This window comes from Nesterenkonia aethiopica, assembly GCF_039534665.1.
GTDB lineage: Bacteria > Actinomycetota > Actinomycetes > Actinomycetales > Micrococcaceae > Nesterenkonia > Nesterenkonia aethiopica.
Map to the genome: position 1 here is coordinate 138321 of NZ_BAAAVT010000008.1, position 24746 is coordinate 163066.

The window sequence follows — 24746 nt, forward strand, 5'->3', positions numbered from 1 at the left end:
CAGGAGAGGATGGTCCCCGTGTCCTGCTCGAGCCCCGCCCCCGGCCGTCTCGGCCGTCCTGCCCTCGTCTCCGCCGCCCTGCTGGGACTCGCCGCGCTGGCTCTCAGCGCCTGCGGAGCCGAGGATCCCTTGGCGGACGGGGGCGACGACGACGCCGGCGCCGAGGGCGGAGCGCTGGTGGTCGGCTCCCAGCAGTACTACTCGAACACCATCATCGCGGAGCTCTACGCCCAGCGGCTCGAGGCGGGCGGCCACGAGGTGGACCGGCAGTTCGACATCGGCCAGCGCGAGGTCTACATGCCGGAGCTGGAGGCCGGGGACATCGACGTGTTCCCCGAATATGCCGGGAACCTCCTGCAGTACGTGGACGCGGAGGCTGAGGCCTCCGACCTGGAGGAGATCCTCGCCGGACTGGAGCAGAGCCTCCCGGAGGGGATCACCGCGCTGGCGCCTGCCGAGGCCACCGATCAGGACAGCTTCGTGGTGACCGCCGAGTTCGCACAGGAGCATCAGCTGCGCAGCGTCGGTGACCTTGCGGACGTGGATGAGGATCTGCGGATCGCGGCGAACTCGGAGTTCGAGACTCGTCCCTACGGGCCTGAGGGTCTGCAGGAGGTCTACGGGGTGGAGGTCACCCTGGTCCCGGTGGAGGACTCCGGTGGGCCGCTGACCGTGCAGGCGCTGCTCGACGGGGACGTGCAGGTGGCCGACATCTATTCCGCCGATCCAGCCATCGAGGAGAACGGCCTCGTCATGCTGGAGGACCCGGAGGATCTGGTGCTGCCGCAGAACATCCTCCCGCTGGTCTCCGACTCCGTGGGGGACGACGCCGCGGCGCTCATCGAGGAGGTCACGGCCGAACTGACGCAGGAGGAGCTCAACGGGCTCAACGCCGTCAGTGTGGACGACCAGGCGTCGGCCGCCGACGTCGCCGCCGACTGGCTGGCGGAGAAGGGCCTCGACGAGGCCTGAGCCGCGGAGCAGGGCCCGGCCTCGCCGGGGAGTCGATGGCGCGTGTCTGCGGGAGGTCTCACCCCGTCGCGCAACTCATATGAACACATGAACATAGATGACGACATATGACGTGGAATCTTCGTTTTCCGTCTGGCGTCCAGTAGCGTGGTGCTCACACCAGCAACCATCCAGAGCGGCTGAGAGATCTGGCTCGACGACGCCGCAGCAACCCGGGAGAGCCGGGTGCTAACGCCAGGAGCGATGGAGGAGCATGAGCACTGACGTGTCCGCCGTGTCCGCCCGCCGGCCGAAGAAGCGCCCGAACGGGCAGTGGAAGGTCGACGGCACCGAGCCGCTGAACCACAATGAAGAGTTCAAGCAGGCCGACAACGGGCTGAACGTCCGGGAGCGCATCGAGACGATCTACTCGAAGCAGGGCTTCGACTCGATCGACCCGGACGACCTCCGCGGCCGCTTTCGCTGGTGGGGCCTCTACACCCAGCGTCGCCCCGGCGTGCCGGCCGGGGCCCACAACTCGCTGCCGCCCGAAGAGGTGGACGACAAGTACTTCATGCTGCGGGTCCGCATCGACGGCGGCGCCCTCACCACCGAGCAGCTGCGTGTCATCGGGGAGATCTCCCGAGACTTCGCCCGGGACACCGCCGATGTGACCGACCGGCAGAACATCCAGCTGCACTGGGTGGCCGTGGAGGACGTCCCGGAGATCTGGCGCCGCCTCGAAGCGGTCGGCCTGGGCACCACCGAGGCCTGCGGAGACACCCCCCGGGTGATCCTGGGCTCCCCGGTGGCCGGCATCGCCGCCGATGAGATCATCGACCCCACCCCTGTCATCCAGGAGATCGCTCGGCTCTACATCGGCGATCCCGAGCTCGCGAACCTGCCGCGGAAGTACAAGTCGGCGATCACCGGTCACCCCAGCCAGGACGTGGTCCACGAGATCAACGACTTCGCCCTGGTGGGCGTCGTGCACCCGGAGCATGGCCCCGGCTACGACCTGTGGGTCGGCGGCGGGCTCTCCACCAACGCCCGGCTGGCCGAGCGACTGGGAGTCTTCGTCCGCCAGGAGGAGGCCGCCGAGGTCTGGCATGCCGTCACCCAGACCTTCCGCGACTACGGGTTCCGTCGCCTGCGCAACAAGGCCCGGCTGAAGTTCCTGCTGGCCGAATGGGGGCCGGAGAGGTTCCGCCAGGTCATCGAGGACGAGTACCTGGGCCGTACGCTCACCGACGGGCCGGCCCCGTCCGCCCCGGACACTCCCGGGGACCACGTCGGCGTGCACCGGCAGAAGGACGGCCGGTGCTACATCGGCGTCACCCCCACCGTGGGTCGGGTCTCCGGGACGCTGCTGATCGAGCTGGCGGACCTGCTGGAGCGTCACGGCTCCCACCGTCTGCGCACCACGCCGCACCAGAAGCTCGTGGTCCTCGACATCGCCGAAGACGACGTCGAGACGGTCTGTGCCGCCTTGGCCGAGCTGGGGCTGGATCCCCGGCCCAGCGTCTTCCGGCGCTCCACCATCGCGTGCACCGGCATCGAATTCTGCAAGCTGGCCATCGTGGAGACCAAGACCACGGCGGCCCGGACCATCGATGCCTTGGAGGAGCGGCTGGCCGACGTCGCCGAGCAGATGCCGGAGCGGCTCACCCTGCACATCAACGGCTGCCCCAACTCCTGCGCCCGCATCCAGACCGCGGACATCGGGCTGAAGGGGCAGCTGCTGCCCGACGCCGACGGGGAGAAGACCCCCGGCTTCCAGGTCCACCTGGGCGGCGGGCTCACCTTCGTGGACCGCGATGAGGCCGGTCTCGGCCGGACTGTGCGAGGGCTGAAGGTCACGGCGGAGGAGCTCGTGGACTACGTGGAGCTGCTGGTCCGCCGGTACCTGGACGGCCGACAGACGGGGGAGACCTTCGCCCAGTGGAGCCACCGGGTGGACGATTCCGAGCTGCAGAAGAGAGAGGTCGAGCTGGTATGAGCGCCGCGACCGACACCGCCCTCACCCAGGAGCTGCGCGCCCTGGCCGCCGCCGGCGCCGAGGAGCTCGGCTGGGACGCCCCCGCCGAGGAGGTGATCGGCTGGGCGGCACGGCATGTGGACACCGCCGACGTCGCCGTCGCCTGCTCCATGGCCGACGCCGTCCTGCCGGCGCTGGTCGCGAAGCAGCTGCCCGGTGTGGACGTGCTGTTCCTGGAGACCGGCTATCACTTCACCGAGACGCTGGCCGCCCGGAATGAGGTCGCCCGTCGTCTCGACGTCACCGTCGTCGACGTCACCCCGAAGCTGACCGTGGCGGAGCAGGACGCCGAGTACGGCAAGGACCTGTTCGGCAGGGACCCGGCCGCCTGCTGCCGGATGCGCAAGATGGAGCCTCTCGGGGAGGCGCTGAGCGGCTACAAGCTCTGGTTCACCGGAGTGCGCCGGGATGAGGCGCCCACCCGCGTGGACACGCCGCTGGTCACCTTCGACGAGCTCCACGGACTCATCAAGGTCAACCCGGTCGCCCCCTGGACCTTCGACGACCTGGTCGACCACTCGAACCGCCATGACCTCCCGGTCAACCTGCTGCTGCAGAACGGCTATCCGTCCATCGGGTGCCGACCCTGCACCCAGAAGGTCGCCCCGGGGGAGGACCCCCGCTCCGGACGCTGGGCCGGCAGCGGCAAGGTCGAATGCGGCATCCACACCACCACCGCCACAGGAGCCTGAGATGACCACCGCCACCGCCACGGCCCCACGGGCCGCCGACGTCGTCGACCTCGCCGGCCAGTCCGCGCTGGCCCGCCTGGAGGCCGAGTCCATCCACATCATCCGGGAGGTCGTCGCCGAGTTCGATCGGCCGGCCATGCTGTTCTCCGGCGGCAAGGACTCCGTGGTCATGCTGCACCTGGCCGCCAAAGCGTTCTGGCCCGGGAGGATCCCCTTCCCGGTGGTGCACATCGACACCGGTCACAACTTCGAGGAGGTCCTGGACTTCCGTGACCGCACCGTGGAGCGCCTCGGCCTGGAGCTGGTGGTCGGCAGCGTCCAAGAGCTCATCGACGCCGGCGAGCTCACCGAACGCGCCGACGGCACCCGCAACCCGCTGCAGACGGTGCCGCTGCTGCGCACCATCGCGCAGCGCCGCTTCGACGCCGTCTTCGGCGGCGCCCGGCGGGACGAGGACCGGGCCCGGGCCAAGGAACGGATCCTCTCGCTGCGCGACGAGTTCGGCCAGTGGGATCCGCGCAGCCAGCGCCCCGAGCTGTGGAACCTCTACAACGGACGCCACCGGCCGGGCCAGCACGTGCGGGCCTTTCCGATCAGCAACTGGACCGAGCTGGACGTGTGGCGCTACATCGCCGCCGAGGACATCGAGCTGCCTCCGCTGTACTACGCCCACGACCGCGAGGTCTTCCACCGTGACGGCATGATCCGGGCCGTGGGTCCGCACAGCCGACCCACCGCGGCGGAGCCCACCGAGGTGCTGCGCGTGCGCTACCGCACCGTCGGTGACATGTCCTGCACCGGGGCGGTGCTCTCTGAGGCCGCGGACAACACCGCGGTGCTCCACGAGGTGGCCGCCGCCACCATCACCGAACGCGGCGCGACCCGCGCCGACGACAGGCTCTCCGAGGCCGCCATGGAGGACCGCAAGAAGGACGGATACTTCTGATGACCGCCACACTGTTCCGGCTGGCCACCGCCGGCAGCGTCGACGACGGCAAGTCCACTCTGGTGGGCCGCCTCCTCCACGACGCCCAGGCCATCCTGTCCGACCAGCTCGACGCCGTCGCCCGCTCCTCCAAGGAACGGGGCTTCGGCGACGACGGCGCGGAGCTCGACCTCGCCCTGCTGACCGACGGCCTGCGCGCCGAACGGGAGCAGGGGATCACCATCGATGTGGCCTACCGCTACTTCGCCACCGATCGGCGCAGCTTCGTGCTGGCCGACTGCCCCGGGCACGTCCAGTACACCCGCAACACCGTCACCGGCACCTCCACCGCGGATGCCGTGGTGCTGCTGGTGGACGTCCGACACGGCGTGGTGGAGCAGACCCGCCGCCATCTGGCGGTCGCCCACCTGCTGCGGGTGGAGCACGTGATCATCGCGGTCAACAAGATCGACGCGGTGGACTACCGGGAGGACGCCTTCCGGACCGTGGAGGCCGACGTCGCCCGCATCGCGGCCGAGCTGCAGGCCGACGACGGGGGAGGCTCCGGCGCCACCGCACCGATCGTGGTGCCGGTCTCCGCCCTGCGCGGAGACAACGTGGTCGCCCCGTCCGCCCACACCCCGTGGTACGACGGCGAGGCGCTGCTGCCCATCCTGGAGCAGCTGCCGGACGCCGACCACGCCCGCCGCCGCACCGAACCGCTGCGGCTGCCCGTGCAGACCGTCATCCGGCCGCACTCGGAGTTCCGCGGCTACGCCGGGCAGATCGTCTCCGGGTCGTTGGCAGCCGGAGATGAGGTGCTCATCCAGCCCGGCGGCCACCGCACCACGGTGAGCGCAGTCCACCGCACGGCTCTGCAGGCGCGTGCCGCCGGTGAGGAGGCCGCCGCCGAGGGAACGGGCACCGTGGACGCTGCTGACCGGGCCGCCGCGCCCGAGTCCGTGGTGGTGGAGCTCCAGGACCAGTTCGACGTCGCCCGCGGCCACCTGCTGGCCGCGCCGGAGGCGCCCGCCGTCGAGCGCGACGAGCTGACCCTGTCCCTGGCCTGGCTGGGCGACGGGGCGCTGACCGACGGTGCCCGGGTGCTGGTCAAGCACGGCACCGAGACGGTCAAGGCACTGGTCAGCGAGGTGACCGACCGGCTCGACCTGGCCAGCCTGACCTCTCGGCCCGCGGACCAGCTGGTGCTCAACGACATCGGCACCGTGACCGTGCGGCTGGCCCGTGCCCTGCCTGTGGACGACTACGCCGTGGCCAAGCGCACCGGCGCGGTGCTGCTGATCCACCCGGAGAGCGGAGACACTCTCGCCGCGGGCATGGTGCGCCTGCCCGCCGCTGCGGACACCGAGGCCCAGGACGACGACGCCTGGTTGGCGGAGTGAGCCATGGGCCGCGTCCGCATCACCGCTGAGCAGACCACGGCCCCTGACGGCCGGGTGCTCACCCGGGCCCCCGGCCCGCGCCGGCTGCTCGCCGTCGTCGTCGGGGCCGGCACGGCCCTGCTGGTGGGCAGCACGGCCGTGCTGGCCACCACCTGGCCGCAGGAGGACGAAGAGCCCGAGGCAGTCTCGGCCGAGGAGCTCTACGCCGGTGACCAGCGGGCTGAGGAGCTGCGGCTGGGCTACTTCCCCAACGTCACCCACGCACCGGCCCTGGTGGGGCTGCAGGAGGACCTGTTCGCCGAGCACCTGCACGGCACGGCGTTCCATGCAGAGACCTTCACCGCCGGTCCGGCCGCGCTGGAGGCGCTCACCGCGGGGGCGGTGGACGCCGCCTTCATCGGTCCGAACCCGGCCATCCACTCCTACGCGCAGTCCGGCGGGGAGAGTGTGGTCGTGGTCTCCGGTGCCGCCAGCGGGGGAGTGCAGCTGATCGTCCGGGAGGGCATCGACGCTCCGGAGGACCTGGTGGGACGCGAGCTGGCGACGCCGCAGCTGGGCGGCACCCAGGATGTGGCCGCCCGTGTGTGGCTTCACGAGCAGGGCCTCACCGATGAGGTGGACATCACCCCCACGGACAACCCGCAGGTGCTGCGGCTCTTCGAGCAGGGTCGCGTCGACGCCGCCTGGGTGCCCGAGCCCTGGGCCTCCCGGCTGGTGGAGCAGGCGGGCGGTCAGGTGCTGGTGGACGAGCGCGAGCTCTGGCCCGAAGGAGAGTTCCCCACCACGGTGCTGGCGGTCAACCGCGAGTACGCCGAGGCCCACCCGCAGACGGTCAAGGACCTCGCCGCGGCCACCGACGCGGCGGTGGCCTGGCTGCAGACCTCCGAGGAGGCTGAGGTCCACAGCACGCTCAATGCGCAGCTGAGTGAGGACGTGGGCCTGGAGCTGCCTGAACCGGTGCTCACCCGGGCACTGGCCCACGTGACGTTCACGACCGACCCGGTGGCCTCGGCCTTCCCCCAGCTGGTGGAGGACTCCGTGACTGCCGGGACCGGGCACGACGTCGCCCTCGACGGGCTCGTGGTCCCCGCGCCGGTGGAGCCCGGCTCACCTGAGCCGACTGATGATTCTGAGCCGAGTGATGACTCTGAGCCGAGTGATGACTCCGCGCAGACCGATGATGACGGCGTCCCGAGCGCCGGACAGGAGGACCGATGAACGAGGCCGTGGTGTTCGACACCGTGGACAAGTCCTTCGCTGAGGGCCCCGAGGTGCTCTCGGAGGTCAGCTTCGACATCGCTGAGGGCGAGTTCGTCTGCCTGCTGGGCGCCTCCGGGTGCGGCAAGTCCACTCTGCTGAGCATGATCGCTCAGCTGGAGCGGCCCACCGGCGGCGCCATCGAGGTCACGGAGGGCGGGGCGGCCTTCATGTTCCAGGACGCCTCCCTGTTCCCGTGGCTGACCGCTGAGCAGAACATCATGCTCGCCCTGCGACTGGCCGAGGGGCGCTGCCAGATCCGCCAGCGCAAGGTCCGCCGCCAGCGGGCCGCCGAGCTGCTGGATCTGGTGCGGCTCTCCGAGCACGCCCACCGCCGCCCGCACGAGCTCTCCGGGGGCATGCGGCAGCGCGTGGCGCTCGCCCGAGCCCTGGCCCAGGAGCGGCCCGTGCTGCTCATGGACGAGCCCTTCGGCGCCCTGGACGCCATCACCCGGTCGCTGCTCCATGAGGAGCTGCTGCGCATCTGGCGGACCACCGGGCGCACCATCGTCTTCGTCACCCACTCGGTGGACGAGGCCGTGCACCTGGGCCAGCGCGTGCTGCTGCTGTCCTCCCGCCCCGGGCGGATCATCGGGGAATGGGAGGTCGCCGAGGAGGACCGTGAGGGAGCCCGTCGCGCCGTGCTGGTCGACGAGATCACCGAGCGGCTGCGGAACGAGGTGGGACGCCATGGTGGCGACACCCACTGAGGAGCACACGCGCCCCGACCCGGATCGCCAAGCTCCTGAGCAGGTCGAGCTGCTCCGACACGCGTCCTCGACCGGCTCAGGCCGTGGCCGGGGAGACGACGTCGCCGACCTCTCCCGCGGGCTCGACGCACTGGAGACAGCCGGGGGAGCGCCCCGACGGCGACTCGATCCTCAGTCGGTGCTGCTGCCGGTGGCCGCGCTCGCCGTCGTCGTCATCGCCTGGCAGCTCTATGTGATGACGGGGCACCGGCGCACGGACATGGTGCCCGGGCCGATCGACGTCGCCGGGACCGCCTGGGAGCTGTGGCGGACCGGTGCGTTCTGGGAGGCCGTCAGCACGTCCCTGGGCCGCGGTCTGGCGGGGTTCGCGCTGAGCATCCTCATCGCGACTCCCATCGGGCTGATCATCGCCCAGGTGCGGATGCTGCGCCAGGCCTTCGGACCGCTGATCTCCGGGCTGCAGGTGCTGCCCTCGGTGGCCTGGGTGCCCGCGGCGGTCATCTGGTTCGGCCTGACCGACGCGACGGTGTACTTCGTGATCTTCATGGGCGCCATCCCGTCGGTGGTCAACGGCCTCATCGCCGGTGTCCGGCAGGTCCCGCCGCAGCACCACCGGGTGGGACGGGTGCTGGGGGCGAACCGCTGGCAGATGACCACCCGCATCCTGCTGCCGGCCATCCTGCCCTCCTATGTGGGCGGACTTCGCCAGGGGTGGGCGTTCTCCTGGCGCTCGCTGATGGCCGCCGAGATCATCGCCACCGGAGGCTCCATGGGCTTCGGGCTGGGCACGCTGCTGGACCAGGGGAGGGCGCTGGCCGACATGTCGGTGGTGCTGACCGCGGTGCTGATCATCCTGCTGGTGGGGGTGGTCGTGGAGCTGCTGGTCTTCGCCCCCATCGAACGCCGGCTGCTGACGACGAGAGGACTGTTGGAATCATGACTGAGCACACCACCCCGCGCACCGGGCACGTCGCCCTCATCGGCGGAGGACCCGCGCAGCCGGATCTGATCACCCACCGGGGTCACGAGCTGCTCATGGCCGCCGACGTCGTGGTGGCCGACCGGCTCGGCCCCCGTGGGCTGCTCGACGAGCTGCGCGAGGACGTCGAGGTGATCGACGTCGGCAAGACGCCCGGGCGGCACACCGCCACCCAGGACGAGATCAACGCCCTGCTCGTGGACCGGGCGAGCCGCGGACTGCGCGTGGCCCGGCTCAAGGGCGGCGACCCCTATGTGCTCGGCCGCGGCTCCGAGGAGCGCGAGCACTGCCGACGCCACGGCATCACCGTGGAGGTGGTCCCCGGGATCACCTCGGCGGTGGGGGTGCCGGCGGAGGCCGGGATCCCGTTGACGCACCGGGGTCTGTCCCGCGGCTTCACCGTGATCACCGGACACGACGACCTCGACGTCGTCCCGCGCTCCGAGCAGCACACCCTGGTCATCCTCATGGGCGTCTCCACCCTGCGGCGCACCGCCACGCAGCTGATGGTCAACGGGCACGACGCCTCCACACCGGTGGCGATCATCGAATCCGGAGGCATGGAGGACCAGCGGGTGACCCTGTCCCGGCTGCACGCCGTCGCCGACGTGGCGGCCCGGCGCCAGGTCGCCAACCCGGCGGTGATCGTCGTCGGCGCCGTGGTGACGCTGGCCGACGACTGGCCGCAGCAGCTCGACACCGCCACACCCGCCGCCCCCGCCGCGGCGGCCCTGACCTCCCTCTGACGAATCGAAGGACTGACACCACTATGAGCACTGACATCACGCATCGCATCGCCGTGGTCGGCGCCGGCCCCGCCGGCGTCTACGCCGCCGACATCATCGCCCGCTCCGAGCAGGGCGAGCACATCGCGATCGACCTCTTCGACCGGTACCCGGCGCCCTTCGGGCTGATCCGCTACGGCGTGGCCCCGGACCACCCGCGCATCAAGGGCATCATCAAGGCCCTGCACAACGTCATGGACCGCGGCGGGATCCGCTTCATCGGCAACGTGGACTACGGCACGGACATCACCCTGGCCGAGCTGCAGCAGCACTACGACGCCGTCATCTTCTCCACCGGCGCGATCGATGACGCCGCCCTGAACATCGAGGGCATCGACCTCAAGGGCTCCTTCGGGGCCGCGGACTTCGTCTCCTGGTACGACGGGCACCCGGACTACCCCCGCGAGTGGCCGTTGGAGGCGAAGGAGATCGCCGTCATCGGCAACGGCAACGTGGCCCTGGACGTGGCCCGGGTGCTGTCCAAGCACGCCGATGACCTGCTGACCACCGAGATCCCGGACAAGGTCTACCAGGGGCTGGCGGCCTCGCCGGTGACCGATGTGCACGTCTTCGGACGTCGTGGGCCCGCCCAGGTGAAGTTCACCCCGCTGGAGCTGCGCGAGCTGGCCCACAGCCGTGACGTCGACATCGTGCTCCACGCGGAGGACTTCGAGTTCGACGAGGCCTCGGACGAGGCGATCAAGTCCAACAACCAGGTCAAGACCATGGTCAACACGCTCACCAACTGGCTGGTGGAGCAGGAGGAGCGCGACGAGGACCCGCAGCGGCAGCCGGCCTCCCGTCGGCTGCACCTGCACTTCCTGCATTCCCCCGTGGAGATCGTCTCCGGTGAGGGGGAGCGTGAGGGGCACGTGGACGCGATCCGGTTGGAGCGTCAGGAGCTGGACGGCACCGGCAACGTCCGAGGCACCGGGGAGGTCCTGGAGTACCCGGTCCAGGCGGTCTACCGCGCGGTGGGCTACTTCGGCTCCCCGCTGGCGGACATCCCCTTCGACGCCGACCGCGGCGTCATCCCGCATGAGGCCGGCCGTGTGCTCGGCGAGGACGGCGCGCCGCTGCCGGGGGTCTACACCACCGGCTGGATCAAGCGAGGGCCGGTCGGGCTGATCGGCCACACCAAGGGTGACGCCCTCGAGACGGTGGGCTGCCTGCTGGAGGATCTGCCCTCTCTGCCGGGGCGCGGAGCTGCCGACGGCGCGGCCGAGGCGGGTGACATCGTCGAACTCCTGGAGTCCCGCGGGGTGCAGACCACCTCCTGGGAGGGCTGGCTGCAGCTCGACGAGCACGAGCGTGCCCTGGGCGAGCAGTTCGGGGAGCTGCCGGACGGCACGACTCGTGAGCGGGTGAAGGTCGTGGAGCGCGACGAGATGGTCGGCGTCTCCCGGCAGGGCAGCGCCGTGCGCGTCTGAGCCGGTCCTGCCTCCTGGCGTTGAGCTGGTGCGTTCGGGCGGAAACGTCAGTGGGTGATCGTGGTCTGCTGGTACAGTGCCAGGCGGGGGTGGTCGCCGATGAGGCAGTATGTGCTGGACATCAGGGCGATGAACGGGGGCTCGCCGGGGCGGGTGGCACGGGCTCGGTACACCAGAGCCGCACAGTCTGCGCCCAGCCGGATCAGCTCCGCATCTGAGATCTCGTAGGTGTCCCAGGCGGGCGCCGCATCGAGGGAGCGCACGACGTCGTCACGGCCCAGCACCATGCCGTTGACCAGCACCATCCGCCCCTCGGGGGTCATCAGCTCGCCGTAGAACGCGCCGCCTCGGTTCTCGCACAGGGCGGTCCAGCCGTCGTGCTCCAGGGTCAGCAGGGTTGACAGATCGAGCATGAGGGCACGGTAACAGCTGGGGCACTGGCCCGGACACCCTCCGTCACCGGTGTTGCCTACGCCGGCACCCGCGCTGAGTTGGTCTGGAGTTGTGGGTACTCGACTCGATCGAGTCGAGTACCCACAACTCCAGACCAACTCACGAGAGGGAGAGGGCGAGCGGACAGGAGGGCGAGCGGGAGGGAAGGCGAGAAGGCGACAGGGGCGGGCTCCAGGGAGCCGTGGTCAGGAGGCCTGGGCCTGGGTCAGCCGCTGTGCGACCTCCAGGCGCTCCACGGCGAACTCGCCGGGGCGGTGATGGGGGCAGAAGCCGCCGTCGGGGACCTTCTGCAGGTGGGCGGCCATCTGGGCCAGCTCCGCCGGGGTGAACTCCTCGGCGCGACGGCGCTTGGCGGGCTGCTCCCGCTCGGGCCGCTCCCGCGGCTCGACCTCCAGCCCGAAGATGTCCTGCAGGGCCTGCACGTAGTCCTCGGTCCGGCCCTCGGCCGCCAGCTCCCGGGCACGGACGGTGGGGGTGTGGAGCAGCTTGCGCACGATCCGCCGCACCGCGAACTCGACCTCCTCGGCCGCGGCGGTGCAGCCATGCTGCTTCCGGACCTTCTCCATCTCCGCGTCCAGGACGGACTGGGTGTGGCGGCGCAGGGCCACGATGGCGTCGTCTGCGCTGCGTTGCTGCCGCTCGGTCAGGTACTCCTGGACGGCGGCGTCCACCACCTCGCGAGCCTGCTCCAGCGAGTCCTCGGTCTCCGCCGGGGCGGCCATCTTCACCGACTCCAGAGTGATGAGCTCGACGCCGGGCAGGTCGGCGACCTCAGGGGTGAAGTCATGGGACAGGGCCAGGTCGATGACGGTGAGGTCCTTCTCCCGGCCCTCGGGTCCGATGCCGGCCAGCGTCCGGATCTCCTGGGCGGTGATCTGCCGGTTCCCGCCGGAGCAGCCGATGATCACATCCGCCGCGGAGAAGGCCTCGGAGAGCTCCTCCATCTTCAGCGCCCGGGCTGCGGCGCCGCGCTCGGCCACGAACTGCTCGGCGCGGCCGGATCCGGAGAACACGGCGATGTCGCGCACGCCGCGCTCCTGCAGCTGGGCCAGGGAGGTCCCGGCGTAGGCGCCGGTGCCGATCAGCACCACGCAGGCGTCGCGGTAGAACGCGGCACCATCGCCGCGCATGTCCCCGGCGATGTCCAGGGACACCGAGACGATGGACCGGCCGCGGGAGCCCAGCGCGGTGCGCGCTCCCACGTCCTTGGCCGTCCGGGTGGCCGTCTCGAACAGGCGGGTGAGGTGCCCGGAGACGGTCCCGGCGTTCTGCGCGTCGGCCAGAGACTTGCGGACCTGGCCGGCGATCTCGCGTTCGCCGATGACGGCCGAGTCCAGCCCGGCGCCGACCTGGAAGAGGTGGCTGACGGCGTCGTCCTCCACCAGCGTGCGGAAGGTGGAGGCGATGGTGTCACGGTCCACGCCGGAGGTCTCGGCGACGGCGTCGATGAGCTCCTCACGACTGGCTTCCAGAGCGGCCGGATCGTCCGAGGAGGCCTCGGCGTAGATCTCGAGACGGTTGCAGGTCGCCAGCGTCACGGCAGGCACATCGACAGAACCGGCCACATCGGCCGCTCCTGAGCTGAGGATGCCGACGGTCTCGAGATCGAGGTCGGCGTGGGTAGCCACGAGGGAGAACAGAGTCACGACAGGCTCAATTCTACAACCCGTCGTAGAAAGAGGCAGAATTGGGGGCATGGCTTCTGAAACATTCTCCGGCATGGCCGCCTCCTCGCCGATGACCGCGCCCGTGCGGACCTCCGCGGTCCGCCGCGCTCAGGCGCAGGCTCAGGCCGGCGACGTCCTGCCCTCCGACCACCCGCTGACCAGCGGCGTCACCGCGGAATCCCCGCTGCTGGTGGAGTATCGCGGCGGACGCGACGCCGCCGGAGACCCCGCGCGGCCTGGCCGCCGCCCCGTGTGGTTCATGCGTCAGGCCGGCCGCTCGCTGCCGGAGTACCGCGCCCTGCGGGAAGGCACCTCCATGCTGGACGCCTGCCTGGACCCGGAGATGGCGGCAGAGATCACACTGCAGCCGGTGCGTCGCCACGACGTCGACGCGGCGATCTTCTTCTCCGACATCGTCATTCCGCTGCGCCTGGCCGGCATCGACGTGGAGATCGTGCCCAACGTGGGCCCGGTGCTGGCCCACCCGGTGCGCACCCGCGCCGATGTGGAGGCCCTCCCGCAGCTTGACGACGACGCCTTCGCGCCCATCACCGAGGCGGTGGCCCGGACCGTGGAGCAGCTGGGCTCCACTCCGCTGATCGGCTTCGCCGGAGCACCGTTCACGCTGGCCGCCTACATGGTGGAGGGGCGGCCCTCCCGGGATCACCTGGGCCCGCGCACCATGATGCACGCCGACCCCGAGACCTGGGACGCCCTGGCCTCCTGGGCCGCCGACGTCTCCGGCCGTTTCATGCGCGCCCAGCTGATGGCCGGGGCCTCCGCCGCGCAGCTCTTCGACTCCTGGGCCGGCTCTCTGGGCCGGGACGACTACGCCGCCCACGTGCAGAAGCACTCCGCCGCCGCGTTCTCCCACGTCGCCGGACTGGGCGCCCCGCTGATCCACTTCGGCACCGGCACCGGCGAGATCCTGGACCTCATGCTTCAGGCCGGTGCGAAGGCGTTGGCGCAGGGGGTCCCCGGGGACGACGAAGGAGTCTCCGGGGGGTCGCCATCGCCGGTCGTGGGCATCGACTATCGGGTGAACCTGGCCGAGGCCACGCGCCGCCTGGGTGAGCAGACCCCGCTGCAGGGCAACATCGACCCGGCGCTGCTGACCGCCGACTGGGACGTCCTCGAGGCCCATGTGCGCGACGTCGTCGCCGCCGGCGCGGGCGCGGCCGGGCATGTGCTCAACCTGGGCCACGGAGTGCCGCCGAGCACGGACCCGGAGGTCCTGACCCGCGTGGTCTCGCTGATCCATTCGATCTCTCCGGCGGAGATCGAGCCGACGCGCGCATGAGCCGCTCCGTCGCCGTCGTCGGCGGAGGGATCGCCGGCCTGGTCGTCGCCTGGGACCTGCTCCGCGGCGGCTGGCAGGTGACGCTGTTGGAGGCGGAGCCGCGTCTGGGCGGAGCCATCGGCACCCACCGGCTGGGTGGGATCGAGGTCGACGCCGGCGCGGAGGCCTTCGCCACGCGTTCGCCCGCCGTGCCGCGGCTCGTCGAGGAGCTCGGCCTGGGTGAGCAGGTCATCGCGCCGACGCCGGACGGTGCCTGGCTGCAGCTGCCGGATCTGGCCGCGCCGCTGCCTGCCACGGGGATCCTGGGCATCCCGGCCGACCCGTTGGCCGACGACGTGGTGCGCATCCTCGGGCGTGAGGCCGCGGAACGCGCCTCCGCCGATCTCACGGAGCCCGTGGAGGCATGGCGGCACCGGGAGGACATCACCGTCGGTGAGCTGGTCCTCGACCGGATGGGGCCCGAGGTGCTGGAGCGGCTGGTCACCCCCATCGTCTCCGGGGTCCATTCGGCCCGTCCGGAGGAGCTCGACGTCGGCAACGCGGCGCCCGGGCTGGTCGAGGCGATGCTGCGGGAGGGGTCCCTGGCCCGCGGGGTGGCCGCGGTGCGTGCGCAGGCACCGCCGGGGTCTGCGGTGAATTCGCTGCACGGCGGGATGGCCACGCTCATCCGGGCGCTGGAGCAGCAGCTGCGAGCCGGTGGGGCGGACATCCGCCTGCGGGAGCCTGTCACCGCGCTCGCCGGGCTGCGCGCCGCCCATGATCATGTGGTCCTCGCCGTGGACGCTCCGGCCGCCGCACGCCTGGTGGAGCCTGTTCTGGGCCCGATCGCAGCCGAGGACGCCGACGCCGACGTGCCGGGCGGCTCCGGATCCGGATCCGGATTCGGAGCCGGAGCGCCGGAGCCTCGCGGCCGCGGCGTCGCCCTGGTCTCGATGCTCCTGGACGCCCCGGAGCTGGACGGGCGCCCGCGGGGCACCGGCATGCTGGTGGCCCCGGGCGTCGACGGCGTCGGGGCGAAGGCGATGACGCATGTCTCGGCGAAATGGCCGTGGGTGGCGGATGCGCTGGGCGCCGGCCGGCATCTGGTGCGCCTGTCCTACGGACGGGTGACCGACGCCCCCGGCTCCGGAGCGCTGGGGATGCACTCGAGCGACGCGGAGCTGCTGGCTGCCGCCAGGTCCGACGTCGGCACGCTGTGCGGAATCGGTGGACTCGGGGATCGGGTCGCGGAGGCTGATGTGGTGCGCTGGGAGAAGGCGCTGCCGCAGGCCACGGCCGGGCATGCCCGGCGCATTCGGGGGATGCGCGGCGAGCTGGCCGGCTCCGCGGTGAGCGTGGTGGGCAGCTGGTTCTCTGGGACCGGTCTGGCCCGGGTGGTGCCGGATGCGCGCGCGACCGCCGCCGACATTCTCGCCACATGAGACTCGCCACATGAGACCGGGTCCGTCTGTCACGGACCACAGATTTTCTACATAATGTAGAAGAACGATCGCGCGCCGTGTCAGGCCCTCCCGATAGGGTTGGGGCGGCGCCGAGAAGCAGGAGGAGAGCATGAGCTACGGCCGCAACGCGCAGAGGACCCCGGAAGAGGTCAACAGCTCGGGCAAGGACTGGTACACCCTGTACACGGTCTTCGCCCGCACGGACAGCTCGACGGAGGCCGTCCGCGGCCCGCAGGCCGGCACCGAACAGATCGCCCCGCGGGCCCGGGAGTTCGACGACGCCGTCGCCGCCCTGGCCGAGGACGAGGTCGTCCTGCGCGGCGTGTACGACGTCTCCGGGATGCGTGCCGACGCCGATGTGATGACGTGGTTGACCGCCCACTCCGCCGAGGCCCTGCAGGCGGCGCTGCGCCGTCTGCACCGCACCGGGCTGCTGGGCTCCTCCCGCATCGTGTTCTCGGCGATGGGCGTGCACCGCACCGCGGAGTTCGCCCGCAGTCACGTGCCGGCCTTCACCCTCGGCGTGGACGCCGAGGACTGGCTGGTCGTCTACCCCTTCAACCGGTCCTACGACTGGTACCTCATGGACCCGAAGAAGCGCGGCACCATGCTGCGCGAGCACGGCATGCTGGGCCAAGAGTTCCCCTCCGTGCTGGCCAACACCACCAGCGCCTTCGCCCTGAACGACTGGGAGTGGCTGCTCGGCCTGGAGTCGCCGCACCTGACCGACCTCGTGGACATGATGCGTCGTCTGCGCGAGTCGGAGACCCGATACCACGTCCGGGACGAGACTCCGTTCTACACCGGACGCCGCCTGAAGAGCACTGACGAGATTGCTGAGGTTCTCATCTGACATGACCACCGCACCTGAGAGCATCCCCCAGGCCCCCGCCGAGGGCGAGCGCGCCGTCTACGACGCCGTCCTGCTGGCCAGCTTCGGCGGTCCGGAGGGTCAGGACGACGTCATCCCGTTCCTGCGCAACGTCACCGCCGGCCGCGGGATCCCGGACGAGCGCCTCGAGGAGGTCGCCACCCACTACCGCGCCAACGGCGGCGTGAGCCCGATCAACGAGCAGAACCGCCAGCTCAAGAGCGCGCTGGAGCAGGAGCTCGCTGAGCGCGGGATCGACGTCTCGATGTACTGGGGCAACCGCAACTGGGGCCCCTACTTCACCGACACCTTCCGCCAGATGCACGACGCGGGCCACCGTCGCGTGCTGGTGCTGGTGACCTCCGCCTACGCCGGGTACTCCAGCAACGACCAGTACCTGGAGGACTTCGAGCGGACGCTGAAGGACACCGGGCTGGAGGGCGAGCTGACCCTGGTGAAGGTCCGTCAGTTCTTCTATGACAAGGCCTTCACCCATCCCAACGCCGAGTTCCTGGCTGCCGGCGTCAAGGACGTCCGGGCCCAGCTGGAGGCGGGTGGGAAGCCCGAGGGCCGCATCAAGGTCCTCTTCGTGACCCACTCGATCCCCACGGCGGTGGCGGAACGGCAGGGTCCGGCCCGGATCAAGGAGATCTTCGGCACCGACGTCTACACCGCCCAGCACCAGGCCCTGGCCGACCACCTCATGGACTCCGTGGAGGAGGCCGCCGGGCTGGACCACCAGGTGGTGTTCCAGTCCCGGTCCGGCGACCCGCGCACTCCGTGGCTGGAGCCGGACATCAATGACCAGATCGAGGAGGACGCGGACTCCTACGCCGGTGTGGTGGTGATGCCCTTCGGGTTCATCTCCGACCACATGGAGGTGATCTGGGACCTCGACACCGAGGCCAAGGAGACCGCCGAGGAGCACGGCCTGGCCTTCCACCGGGCGCCGACCACCGGTGTGCACCCGGAGTTCGTCTCCGGTCTGGTGGACATCCTGGGGGAGTACATGCTCGACGCAGAGGGCCGTCCGCTGGCCGCCGGCGAGCAGACCGTGCCCGGTGACTGGAGCGACCTCACCGGCGACGGCGGCTGGGGCACCCCGCTGGAGGACCCCTCCGCCTGAGAGGATGGTCCTGGCACCACGCCGTGGCCGCTGCCGGAACAGGCAGCACCGATCCGCCGCGGAGGGCCTCCGCTCCACCGGGAGCGGAGGCCCTCGCCGCATGATCCGCAGGAGGACGAGTGATGGAACAGTTCCGCGTCGGCACCCGAGGCAGTCGGCTGGCGATGACCCAGACCACCACGGTGGCCCAGGCGCTGAGCGATTCCTCCGGGCTGGGCCATGAGCTCATCACGGTGCGCACCGACGGGGACATCCTGACCGGTCCGCTGGCCCAGATGGGCGGCACCGGCGTCTTCGCCTCCGCGCTGCGCCAGGCCCTGTTCGACCGCACCTGTGACGTGGCCGTCCATTCGCTGAAAGACCTTCCGGCCAAGGACCTCGACGGGCTGAGCATCGCCGCCGTGCCCGTGCGGGAGGACGTCCGTGACGCGCTCTGCTCCGCCGGGGACGCGCCGCTGACCGAGCTGCCCGACGGGGCGAAGGTCGGCACCGGCTCCCCGCGCCGTGCCGCCCAGCTGCTGGCCGCCCGCCCCGACCTGCAGATCGTAGACATCCGCGGCAACGTCGGCACCCGGCTGGCGCGGGTGCGGGGCCGGGAGGACGCCGCGGAGGTCTCCACCCAGGCGCCTGACGCCGCCCGGGGTGACCTGGACGCCGTCGTGCTCGCCGGCGCCGGCCTGCGCCGGCTCGGGCTGGAGCACCACATCTCCGAGCTGCTGGACCCGGGGGTCATGCTGCCGGCCCCCGGCCAGGGGGCGCTCGCCGTGGAGGTCCGCGCCGAGGACGCCGTCGGCCAGGCGCCGTTGGCCATGGCGCTGCAGGCCTACGACGACGCCGCCGCCCGCCTGGAGACCACCGCCGAGCGGGCGCTGCTGGCCCGGCTCAACGCCGGATGCTCCGCCCCGATCGGCGGACTCGCCCGCTTCTCCGAGGACACCGACGGGCCCGCCGTGCTGCAGCTGCGCGCCGTGGTGTGCGCACCCGACGGCTCGGCCGTCCAGCGGGCCCAGGCCGAGCTGCCCCTCGACGCGGCCGGGGGGTCGGTGCCGCGGGCCGTGGAGCTCGGCACGCAGGTGGCCGAGCAGCTGATCGCCGAGGACAGCGGGCTGCTCGCCCATGTGATCGACACCTGAGCCCCTCCGGAGGGCGGAGCGGCTCATCCTGCAGGATGAGCCCAGGTTCCACCTCTGCTCCGATGTGCCGGGGCGGCCCGTCGGCGGATGCTGGAGGCATGATCACTTCCGCTCCGCCTGTGCTGCAGGCCCACTCGCTGTCCAAGACCTATGACTCCGCCCAGGCGCTGGTCGACGCCGGGCTGACCGTCCGCCCTTCAGAGTCGGTGGCCATCATGGGCCCGTCCGGGTCCGGCAAGACCACCCTGATGCATGTGCTCTCCGGCATCCTGCCTGCGGACACCGGCGAGGTGCAGTTCAGCCCCGCGGCGGGACAGGCCCCTCTGAGGATGTCCACCATGGACGCCGAGCAGCGTGCCCGGCTGCGCCGGGAACACATCGGCTTCGTGTTCCAGGAGGGGCTGCTGCTTCCCGAGCTGACCGCCCTCGAGAACGTCGCCGTCGCGCTCATGGTCTCCGGCACGCCGCGGGCCGCGGCCGAGCAGCGGGCGGCCGGCTGGCTCGCCGCCCTGGGCCTGGCCGGATTCGAGCAGCGCCGCCCCGGGCAGCTCTCCGGCGGACAGGCCCAGCGGGTGGCCATCGCCCGGGCCCAGGTCAACGAACCGGCCGTGGTGTTCGCCGACGAGCCCACCGGGGCGCTGGACTCCGCGACCTCCGAGTCAGTGCTGGACGCCCTGCTGAGCTCCACCGTCTCCCGGGGAGCCCCGCTGGTCATGGTCACCCATGACGAGTCCGTGGCCGCCCGCTGTTCGCGGCTGATCCGCCTGCAGGACGGCCGCGTGGTCCACGACTCCGCGGAGGTGGCCGCATGAACCGCCTGTTCCTGTCTCGGCTGTTCAGCCAGCGGGAGGTCTGGACGCTGCCGGTGGCCGCCTTCACGATCTCCAGCGGCATCGCCTACATGGTGGTGGGCGGGGCGGCCTGGTTCTTCCGGATCGACGGGGAGCTGGCCGGCCTCTACATGGTGCTGGCCGCCGTCGCGCTGGTGCTGCTGACGGTGCCCATGGTGCTCCTCATGGCGTCTTCTGCGCGGCTGATGGCCCGCCGTCGGGACGAACGGCTCTCCAGCCTGCGGCTGCTCGGAGCCTCCGGCCGTCAGCTGCGCGGTCTGGCGCTGGCCGAGTCCGCGGTGCTGGCGGTCGCCGGCGTCGTCGGTGGGGCCGTCCTGTACCTGGCGCTGATGCCGCTGGTCGGGCTGCTGCCCTTCGCCGGCGAACGCATGGGGGTGGACGGGCTGTGGATGGGCCCGCTCATGCTGGGGGGCACCGCGGCCGTGCTGGTGCTGGTGGCGGTGGCCAGTGCGGCGGTCGGGATGCGACGCATCGAGATCACGCCTCTGGGCGTGCGCACCCGCACCCTGCCGGCCCGCGTCCACTGGGTACGCCTGCTCCTCGCCGGTGCGGGTTTTGTGATCGCCCAGACGCTGGCTCAGGTGTTGGGCGTGGGGTCCATGGCCGTGGTGCTGACCATGGTGCTGGCGGCGATCGCGGTGCCGTTGGTGGCGATCCACCTGCTGGGGCCGTGGGTGCTGAAGATCGTCACCGGCTGGCAGCTCCGCCGGGCGGGGACGGCGGAACGGCTCATCACCGCGCGCAGCGTGCTGGAGTCGCCGCAGCAGATGTGGCAGCAGGTCGGCGGCGTCGCGATCACCACCTATGTGGGGGTGATCGCCGGCGCCGGGATGGGCCTGGCCTCCCTCGGGGCGAGCGGCTCGGTGGACCCCACGGACCTGATGCTGCTGGGTGATGTCCAGCGCGGCGTGCTGCTGACGCTGGCGGTGTCGTTCGTGATGACAGCCTGCGCGGTGGGCATCAGCCAGACCGCCCAGGTGCTGGACCGGCGGGACCTGTACTCTTCGCTGGCCAAGATGGGCTTCGAACTGCCCCAGCTGGCGGCCATCCGCCGGCTGGCGGTGATGCGCTCGCTGCTGGCGGTGGTGCTCATCGCCGTGCTGGCCGCGGCGACGACGGCGCTGCCGCTGGTGGGTGCTGCGGTGCTGCTGGCTCCGGCCTCAGCCGCCACCGTGGCCGGTGTGCTGGTGCTCGGTGTGCTGGTGGTGCTGCTCGGCGTGCTCGCCAGCCGACCCACGCTTCGTCGGGTCATCGCCGTCTGAGGAGACGGCCTCGGACTGAGCGGGCCGCTGCGGACTGGGCCGTCCTGGACCGATGCCACTAGGCTCGGAGAGGCCCTGTCCGCCGACCACTTCTCAGGAGTCGCTGTGCGCATCGTCCTCACCCGCTGGCCCCATCAGGCCGGGCAGCTGGAGGCCGGGCTGCGCGAGGTCGGGGTCGACGTCGGGTTCCTCCCGGTGACCGAGCAGCGGCTGCCGCAGGACCTCGGGGAGCTGCAGGCCGCCGTCGCCGACCTGGCCGCGGGGCGTGTCGACTGGCTGCTGCTGACATCACGCACCACCGTCTGGGCTCTGCAGCAGGCGGGCTGGGACGGCACTGTGCCGTCGGGGACCAGGATCGGGGTGACCGGGTCTGGCACCGCCCAGGCTCTGCCCCGCGGATCCGAGGACGTGTGGATGCCGCACCGCGAGGCCAGCGCTGCGGGAATCCTCACCTGCCTCCCGGACGCTGAGCCCGGAGAGCGGGTGCTGCTGCCGCAGTCGGCGCAGGCCCGGCCGCAGCTGGTGGAGGGGCTGAGAGCCTCCGGTCGTGACGTCACCCAGGTGACGGCCTATGAGACGGTCAGCAGGGTGACGGACGGGGGTCTCCCGCCGTCGCAGGACCCCGGGGCCCTGGGGCCGGGAGATCTCACCGACGCCGACGTCATGCTGGTCACCAGTTCGTCAGCGGCCCGGGCGTGGTCGCAGCTGAAGCTCGCCGACGGCGTGAGGCCACGGCTGCTGGCGATCGGGCGGCCGACCGCCGTCACGCTGGCTGAGCTGGGGCTCCCGGCACGCACCTTGGACGGGGTGTCGGCCGGCGCGGTGATGCGCGCGCTGCGGCGAGGGTGAGGGGCGTGCCGTCGTCGGGATGGGGCCCGGGCGCTGTGCGCGAACACTCAGGGCAGCTGACGGCAGCGCTCCGGCCGCTTCACTAGAATGGGCGGGGATGTCGCTGGCAGTGCCGCCGCATGTGCCGGGTGTCCCTCGGACCAGTCCGCCGTGTCCTGTCCACCAGACCCCAGGAGTTCCTGCGTGAGTTTCCCCGCCCGCCGCCCGCGTCGCCTGCGCCGCACCCCTGCACTCCGCCGCCTGGTGGCCGAGACCCGGCTGCACCCGGCCGATCTGATCCTTCCGGTGTTCGTCCGCGAGGGGCTCACCGAGCCCAGCCCGATCAGCTCCATGCCCGGGGTGGTGCAGCACACCGAGGCCACGCTGCTCGAGGCCGCCGATGAGGCGCGTGAGCTGGGCCTGGGCGGGATCATGCTCTTCGGAATCCCCGCCGTCCGTGACGCCTCCGGCACGGCATCCCTGGACCCGGAGGGCATCCTGAACCGCAGCATCCGGGCGGTGAAGGAGCGTGTGGGGGAGGAGCTGCCGGTGATGAGCGACCTCTGCCTGGACGAGTTCACCGACCACGGCCACTGCGGGGTGCTCACCGCCGACGGGGCGGTCGACAATGACGCCACGCTGGAGATCTACGCGCAGATGGGTGTGGCCCAGGCCGAGGCCGGCGCCGACGTCGTCGCGCCCTCCGGCATGATGGACGGCCAGGTGGCGGTGATTCGCCAGGCGTTGGACGACGCCGGCCACCAGGACGTGCCGATCCTCGCCTATTCGGCCAAGTACGCCTCGGCCTTCTACGGTCCCTTCCGGGAGGCGGTGGACTCCCAGCTCTCCGGGGACCGACGCACCTACCAGATGGACGCGCCCAACCGGACAGAGGCGCTGCGCGAGGCGGAGCTGGACATCACCGAGGGTGCGGACATGATCATGGTCAAGCCCGCCACCGCCTACCTGGACATCCTGGCCGACGTCGCCGAGATCAGCGACGTGCCCGTGGCGGCCTATCAGGTCAGCGGTGAGTACGCGATGATCGAGGCCGCCGCCGCCCAGGGGTGGATCGACCGCCGGGCCGTGATCCTGGAGTCCATCACCGCCATCCGCCGCGCCGGCGCCACGAACGTGCTGACCTATCACGCCGCCGAGATCGCCGGCTGGCTGCGCGAGAATTCCTGACCTGTAGACCCTGTGATGCGAGAGGACTCCGTGACGAACCCCCAGACCAACCAGCAGCTCTTCGACTCCGCCCGCGACCTGATGCCCGGCGGGGTGAACTCCCCGGTGCGGGCCTTCGGCTCGGTCGGAGGGACCCCGGCGTTCATGGTCTCCGCCGAGGGGCCCTACCTCACCGACGCCGAGGGCACGCAGTACGTGGACCTCGTCGGCTCCTGGGGGCCGGCGCTGCTGGGGCACAAGCACCCGCAGGTCATCGAGGCCGTGCACGCCGCCGTCGACGCCGGCCTGGGCTTCGGCACCTCCCATCCCGCCGAGACGCGACTGGCCGAGCTGGTGCGCTCCCGGGTTCAGGATGAGGCCGGGCGCGGCGCGGAGATGATCCGCATGGTCTCCACCGGCACGGAAGCCACGATGACGGCCATCCGCCTGGCCCGAGGCGCCACCGGACGGAACCTGGTGATCAAGTTCGCCGGCTGCTACCACGGGCATTCGGACGGGCTGCTGGCCGCCGCCGGCTCAGGCGTGGCCACCCTGGGGCTGCCCGGCTCGGCCGGGGTGACCGAGGCGCAGGCCTCCGAGACCATCGTGATCGAGTACAACGACCGCGCCGCCCTGGAGCAGGTCTTCGCCGAGCGGGGCGACGACGTCGCCGCCGTCATCACCGAGGCCACCCCGGCGAACATGGGCGTGGTGCCCCCGGGGGAGGGCTTCAACGCCTTCATCCGGGAGATCACCTCCCGGCACGGTGCGCTGATGATCTTCGACGAGGTCATGACCGGCTTCCGCATCACCGAGGCCGGGTACTGGGGCGCCTCCGGCCGGGTGGAGGGCTGGCTCCCGGACCTGTTCACGTTCGGGAAGGTCATCGGCGGGGGGCTTCCCACCGCCGCGGTGGCCGGACGGCGCGAGATCATGGAGCACCTGGCGCCCACCGGGCCCGTCTACCACGCGGGCACGCTCTCCGGAAACCCGGTGGCGATGGCCGCCGGTGTGGCCACCCTCGAGCACGCCACCGCGGAGGTGTACCAGCACATCGACCGGCAGGCCGACGTCGTGGCCTCCGCCTTGGGAGAGGCGCTGGACGCCGCCGGGGTGGACCACTCCATCCAGAAGGTCGGCTCCCTGTTCTCCGTGGCCTTCGGCACCTCGGCCACCGGAGTGAGCAACTACGCGCAGGCGCAGGCCCAGGAGGCCTTCCGTTACGGGCCGTTCTTCCACGCCATGCTGGAGGCCGGCGTGTACCTGCCGCCCAGCGTGTTCGAGGCCTGGTTCCTCTCCGCCGCCCACGACGACGTTGCCGTCCAGAGGATCCTCGACGCCCTGCCGAAGGCGGCCGAGGCTGCCGCCGCCGCATAGACAGATCGAGTGGCCACGAATCACCGGATCTCCGGGGTGACACGCCGTGTCAGAGCCCCAGATGCCGTGATTCGTGGCCACTCGTTGTTCTGCGGGCTG

At 71.4% G+C, this 24746-nt stretch carries 22 protein-coding genes and 1 riboswitch; of the genes, 20 read left to right on the forward strand and 2 right to left on the reverse strand.

Going from position 1 to position 24746, the window contains the following annotated elements; all coding sequences use genetic code 11:
* The first annotated feature begins 9 nt into the window (after nt 1-9).
* The 10 genes from ABD658_RS07815 to ABD658_RS07860 all read left to right on the forward strand — a co-directional run bounded on the left by ABD658_RS07815 (nt 10) and on the right by ABD658_RS07860 (nt 11170).
* Nucleotides 10-972 (forward strand): ABC transporter substrate-binding protein, encoded by a 963-nt coding sequence (locus ABD658_RS07815; protein WP_425574495.1) that lies wholly within the window; start codon nt 10-12, stop codon nt 970-972.
* 163 nt (nt 973-1135) lie between these two features.
* Nucleotides 1136-1222: riboswitch (SAM riboswitch) on the forward strand.
* A 3-nt stretch (nt 1223-1225) separates the two neighbouring features.
* Nucleotides 1226-2950: a nitrite/sulfite reductase gene (locus ABD658_RS07820; protein WP_344682370.1), complete on the forward strand. Its 1725-nt coding sequence runs from the start codon at nt 1226-1228 to the stop codon at nt 2948-2950.
* Complete coding sequence (locus ABD658_RS07825; protein WP_344682368.1) at nt 2947-3681, forward strand: phosphoadenylyl-sulfate reductase; 735 nt, start codon at nt 2947-2949, stop codon at nt 3679-3681. Before ABD658_RS07820 ends, ABD658_RS07825 begins: the two co-directional genes overlap by 4 nt.
* 1 nt (nt 3682) lies before the next feature.
* A complete protein-coding gene (cysD, locus tag ABD658_RS07830) occupies nt 3683-4627 on the forward strand; it encodes a sulfate adenylyltransferase subunit CysD (protein ID WP_344682366.1) in 945 nt (314 codons plus the stop codon).
* Entirely contained in the window at nt 4627-6009 is a 1383-nt protein-coding gene (locus ABD658_RS07835) for a GTP-binding protein (RefSeq protein ID WP_070160747.1), read from the forward strand. Before cysD ends, ABD658_RS07835 begins: the two co-directional genes overlap by 1 nt.
* Nucleotides 6010-6012: 3 nt before the next feature.
* Nucleotides 6013-7227: an ABC transporter substrate-binding protein gene (locus tag ABD658_RS07840; RefSeq protein WP_344682363.1), complete on the forward strand. Its 1215-nt coding sequence runs from the start codon at nt 6013-6015 to the stop codon at nt 7225-7227.
* Entirely contained in the window at nt 7224-7976 is a 753-nt protein-coding gene (locus ABD658_RS07845) for an ABC transporter ATP-binding protein (RefSeq protein ID WP_085437697.1), read from the forward strand. The genes ABD658_RS07840 and ABD658_RS07845 overlap by 4 nt, the downstream gene beginning before the upstream one ends.
* A complete protein-coding gene (locus tag ABD658_RS07850) occupies nt 7957-8916 on the forward strand; it encodes an ABC transporter permease (RefSeq protein ID WP_311025718.1) in 960 nt (319 codons plus the stop codon). Before ABD658_RS07845 ends, ABD658_RS07850 begins: the two co-directional genes overlap by 20 nt.
* Nucleotides 8913-9701 carry a uroporphyrinogen-III C-methyltransferase gene (gene cobA, locus ABD658_RS07855; RefSeq protein ID WP_070158367.1) on the forward strand — a complete coding sequence of 263 codons (789 nt, stop codon included), beginning with the start codon at nt 8913-8915 and terminating at the stop codon, nt 9699-9701. The genes ABD658_RS07850 and cobA overlap by 4 nt, the downstream gene beginning before the upstream one ends.
* 23 nt (nt 9702-9724) lie before the next feature.
* A complete protein-coding gene (locus tag ABD658_RS07860; RefSeq protein WP_344682359.1) occupies nt 9725-11170 on the forward strand; it encodes an FAD-dependent oxidoreductase in 1446 nt (481 codons plus the stop codon).
* 47 nt (nt 11171-11217) lie between these two features.
* Here the strand turns inward: ABD658_RS07860 and ABD658_RS07865 are convergent, their stop codons facing one another.
* Both ABD658_RS07865 and ABD658_RS07870 read right to left on the reverse strand, forming a co-directional pair.
* Nucleotides 11218-11583 (reverse strand): nuclear transport factor 2 family protein, encoded by a 366-nt coding sequence (locus tag ABD658_RS07865; protein ID WP_344682357.1) that lies wholly within the window; start codon nt 11581-11583, stop codon nt 11218-11220.
* Nucleotides 11584-11808: 225 nt separating this feature from the next.
* On the reverse strand, nt 11809-13269 hold the full coding sequence (locus ABD658_RS07870; protein WP_344682355.1) for a glutamyl-tRNA reductase: 1461 nt from the start codon (nt 13267-13269) through the stop codon (nt 11809-11811).
* Between the two features lie 49 nt (nt 13270-13318).
* On the opposite strand from ABD658_RS07870, the gene hemE reads away from it, so the two are divergent.
* The 10 genes from hemE (at nt 13319) to hemL (ending at nt 24647) form a co-directional block, all read left to right on the forward strand.
* The gene (gene hemE, locus ABD658_RS07875; protein WP_344682353.1) at nt 13319-14590 is read left to right on the forward strand and encodes a uroporphyrinogen decarboxylase; all 1272 of its coding nucleotides are present in this window, start codon (nt 13319-13321) and stop codon (nt 14588-14590) included.
* A complete protein-coding gene (locus ABD658_RS07880) occupies nt 14587-16011 on the forward strand; it encodes a protoporphyrinogen/coproporphyrinogen oxidase (protein WP_344682351.1) in 1425 nt (474 codons plus the stop codon). The genes hemE and ABD658_RS07880 overlap by 4 nt, the downstream gene beginning before the upstream one ends.
* A gap of 130 nt (nt 16012-16141) precedes the next feature.
* On the forward strand, nt 16142-16885 hold the full coding sequence (gene hemQ / locus ABD658_RS07885) for a hydrogen peroxide-dependent heme synthase (RefSeq protein ID WP_344682349.1): 744 nt from the start codon (nt 16142-16144) through the stop codon (nt 16883-16885).
* Nucleotide 16886: 1 nt separating this feature from the next.
* Nucleotides 16887-18029 (forward strand): ferrochelatase, encoded by a 1143-nt coding sequence (locus ABD658_RS07890; RefSeq protein WP_344682347.1) that lies wholly within the window; start codon nt 16887-16889, stop codon nt 18027-18029.
* Nucleotides 18030-18151: 122 nt separating this feature from the next.
* On the forward strand, nt 18152-19162 hold the full coding sequence (gene hemC, locus ABD658_RS07895) for a hydroxymethylbilane synthase (RefSeq protein ID WP_344682345.1): 1011 nt from the start codon (nt 18152-18154) through the stop codon (nt 19160-19162).
* Between the two features lie 98 nt (nt 19163-19260).
* Nucleotides 19261-19974: an ABC transporter ATP-binding protein gene (locus tag ABD658_RS07900; RefSeq protein ID WP_344682343.1), complete on the forward strand. Its 714-nt coding sequence runs from the start codon at nt 19261-19263 to the stop codon at nt 19972-19974.
* The gene (locus ABD658_RS07905) at nt 19971-21275 is read left to right on the forward strand and encodes an FtsX-like permease family protein (protein ID WP_344682341.1); all 1305 of its coding nucleotides are present in this window, start codon (nt 19971-19973) and stop codon (nt 21273-21275) included. Before ABD658_RS07900 ends, ABD658_RS07905 begins: the two co-directional genes overlap by 4 nt.
* Nucleotides 21276-21380: 105 nt before the next feature.
* Nucleotides 21381-22124 (forward strand): uroporphyrinogen-III synthase, encoded by a 744-nt coding sequence (locus ABD658_RS07910; RefSeq protein WP_344682339.1) that lies wholly within the window; start codon nt 21381-21383, stop codon nt 22122-22124.
* Nucleotides 22125-22307: 183 nt separating this feature from the next.
* Nucleotides 22308-23291: a porphobilinogen synthase gene (gene hemB / locus ABD658_RS07915; protein WP_344682337.1), complete on the forward strand. Its 984-nt coding sequence runs from the start codon at nt 22308-22310 to the stop codon at nt 23289-23291.
* Between the two features lie 15 nt (nt 23292-23306).
* The gene (gene hemL, locus ABD658_RS07920) at nt 23307-24647 is read left to right on the forward strand and encodes a glutamate-1-semialdehyde 2,1-aminomutase (protein ID WP_344682335.1); all 1341 of its coding nucleotides are present in this window, start codon (nt 23307-23309) and stop codon (nt 24645-24647) included.
* The last annotated feature ends 99 nt before the right edge of the window (nt 24648-24746 follow it).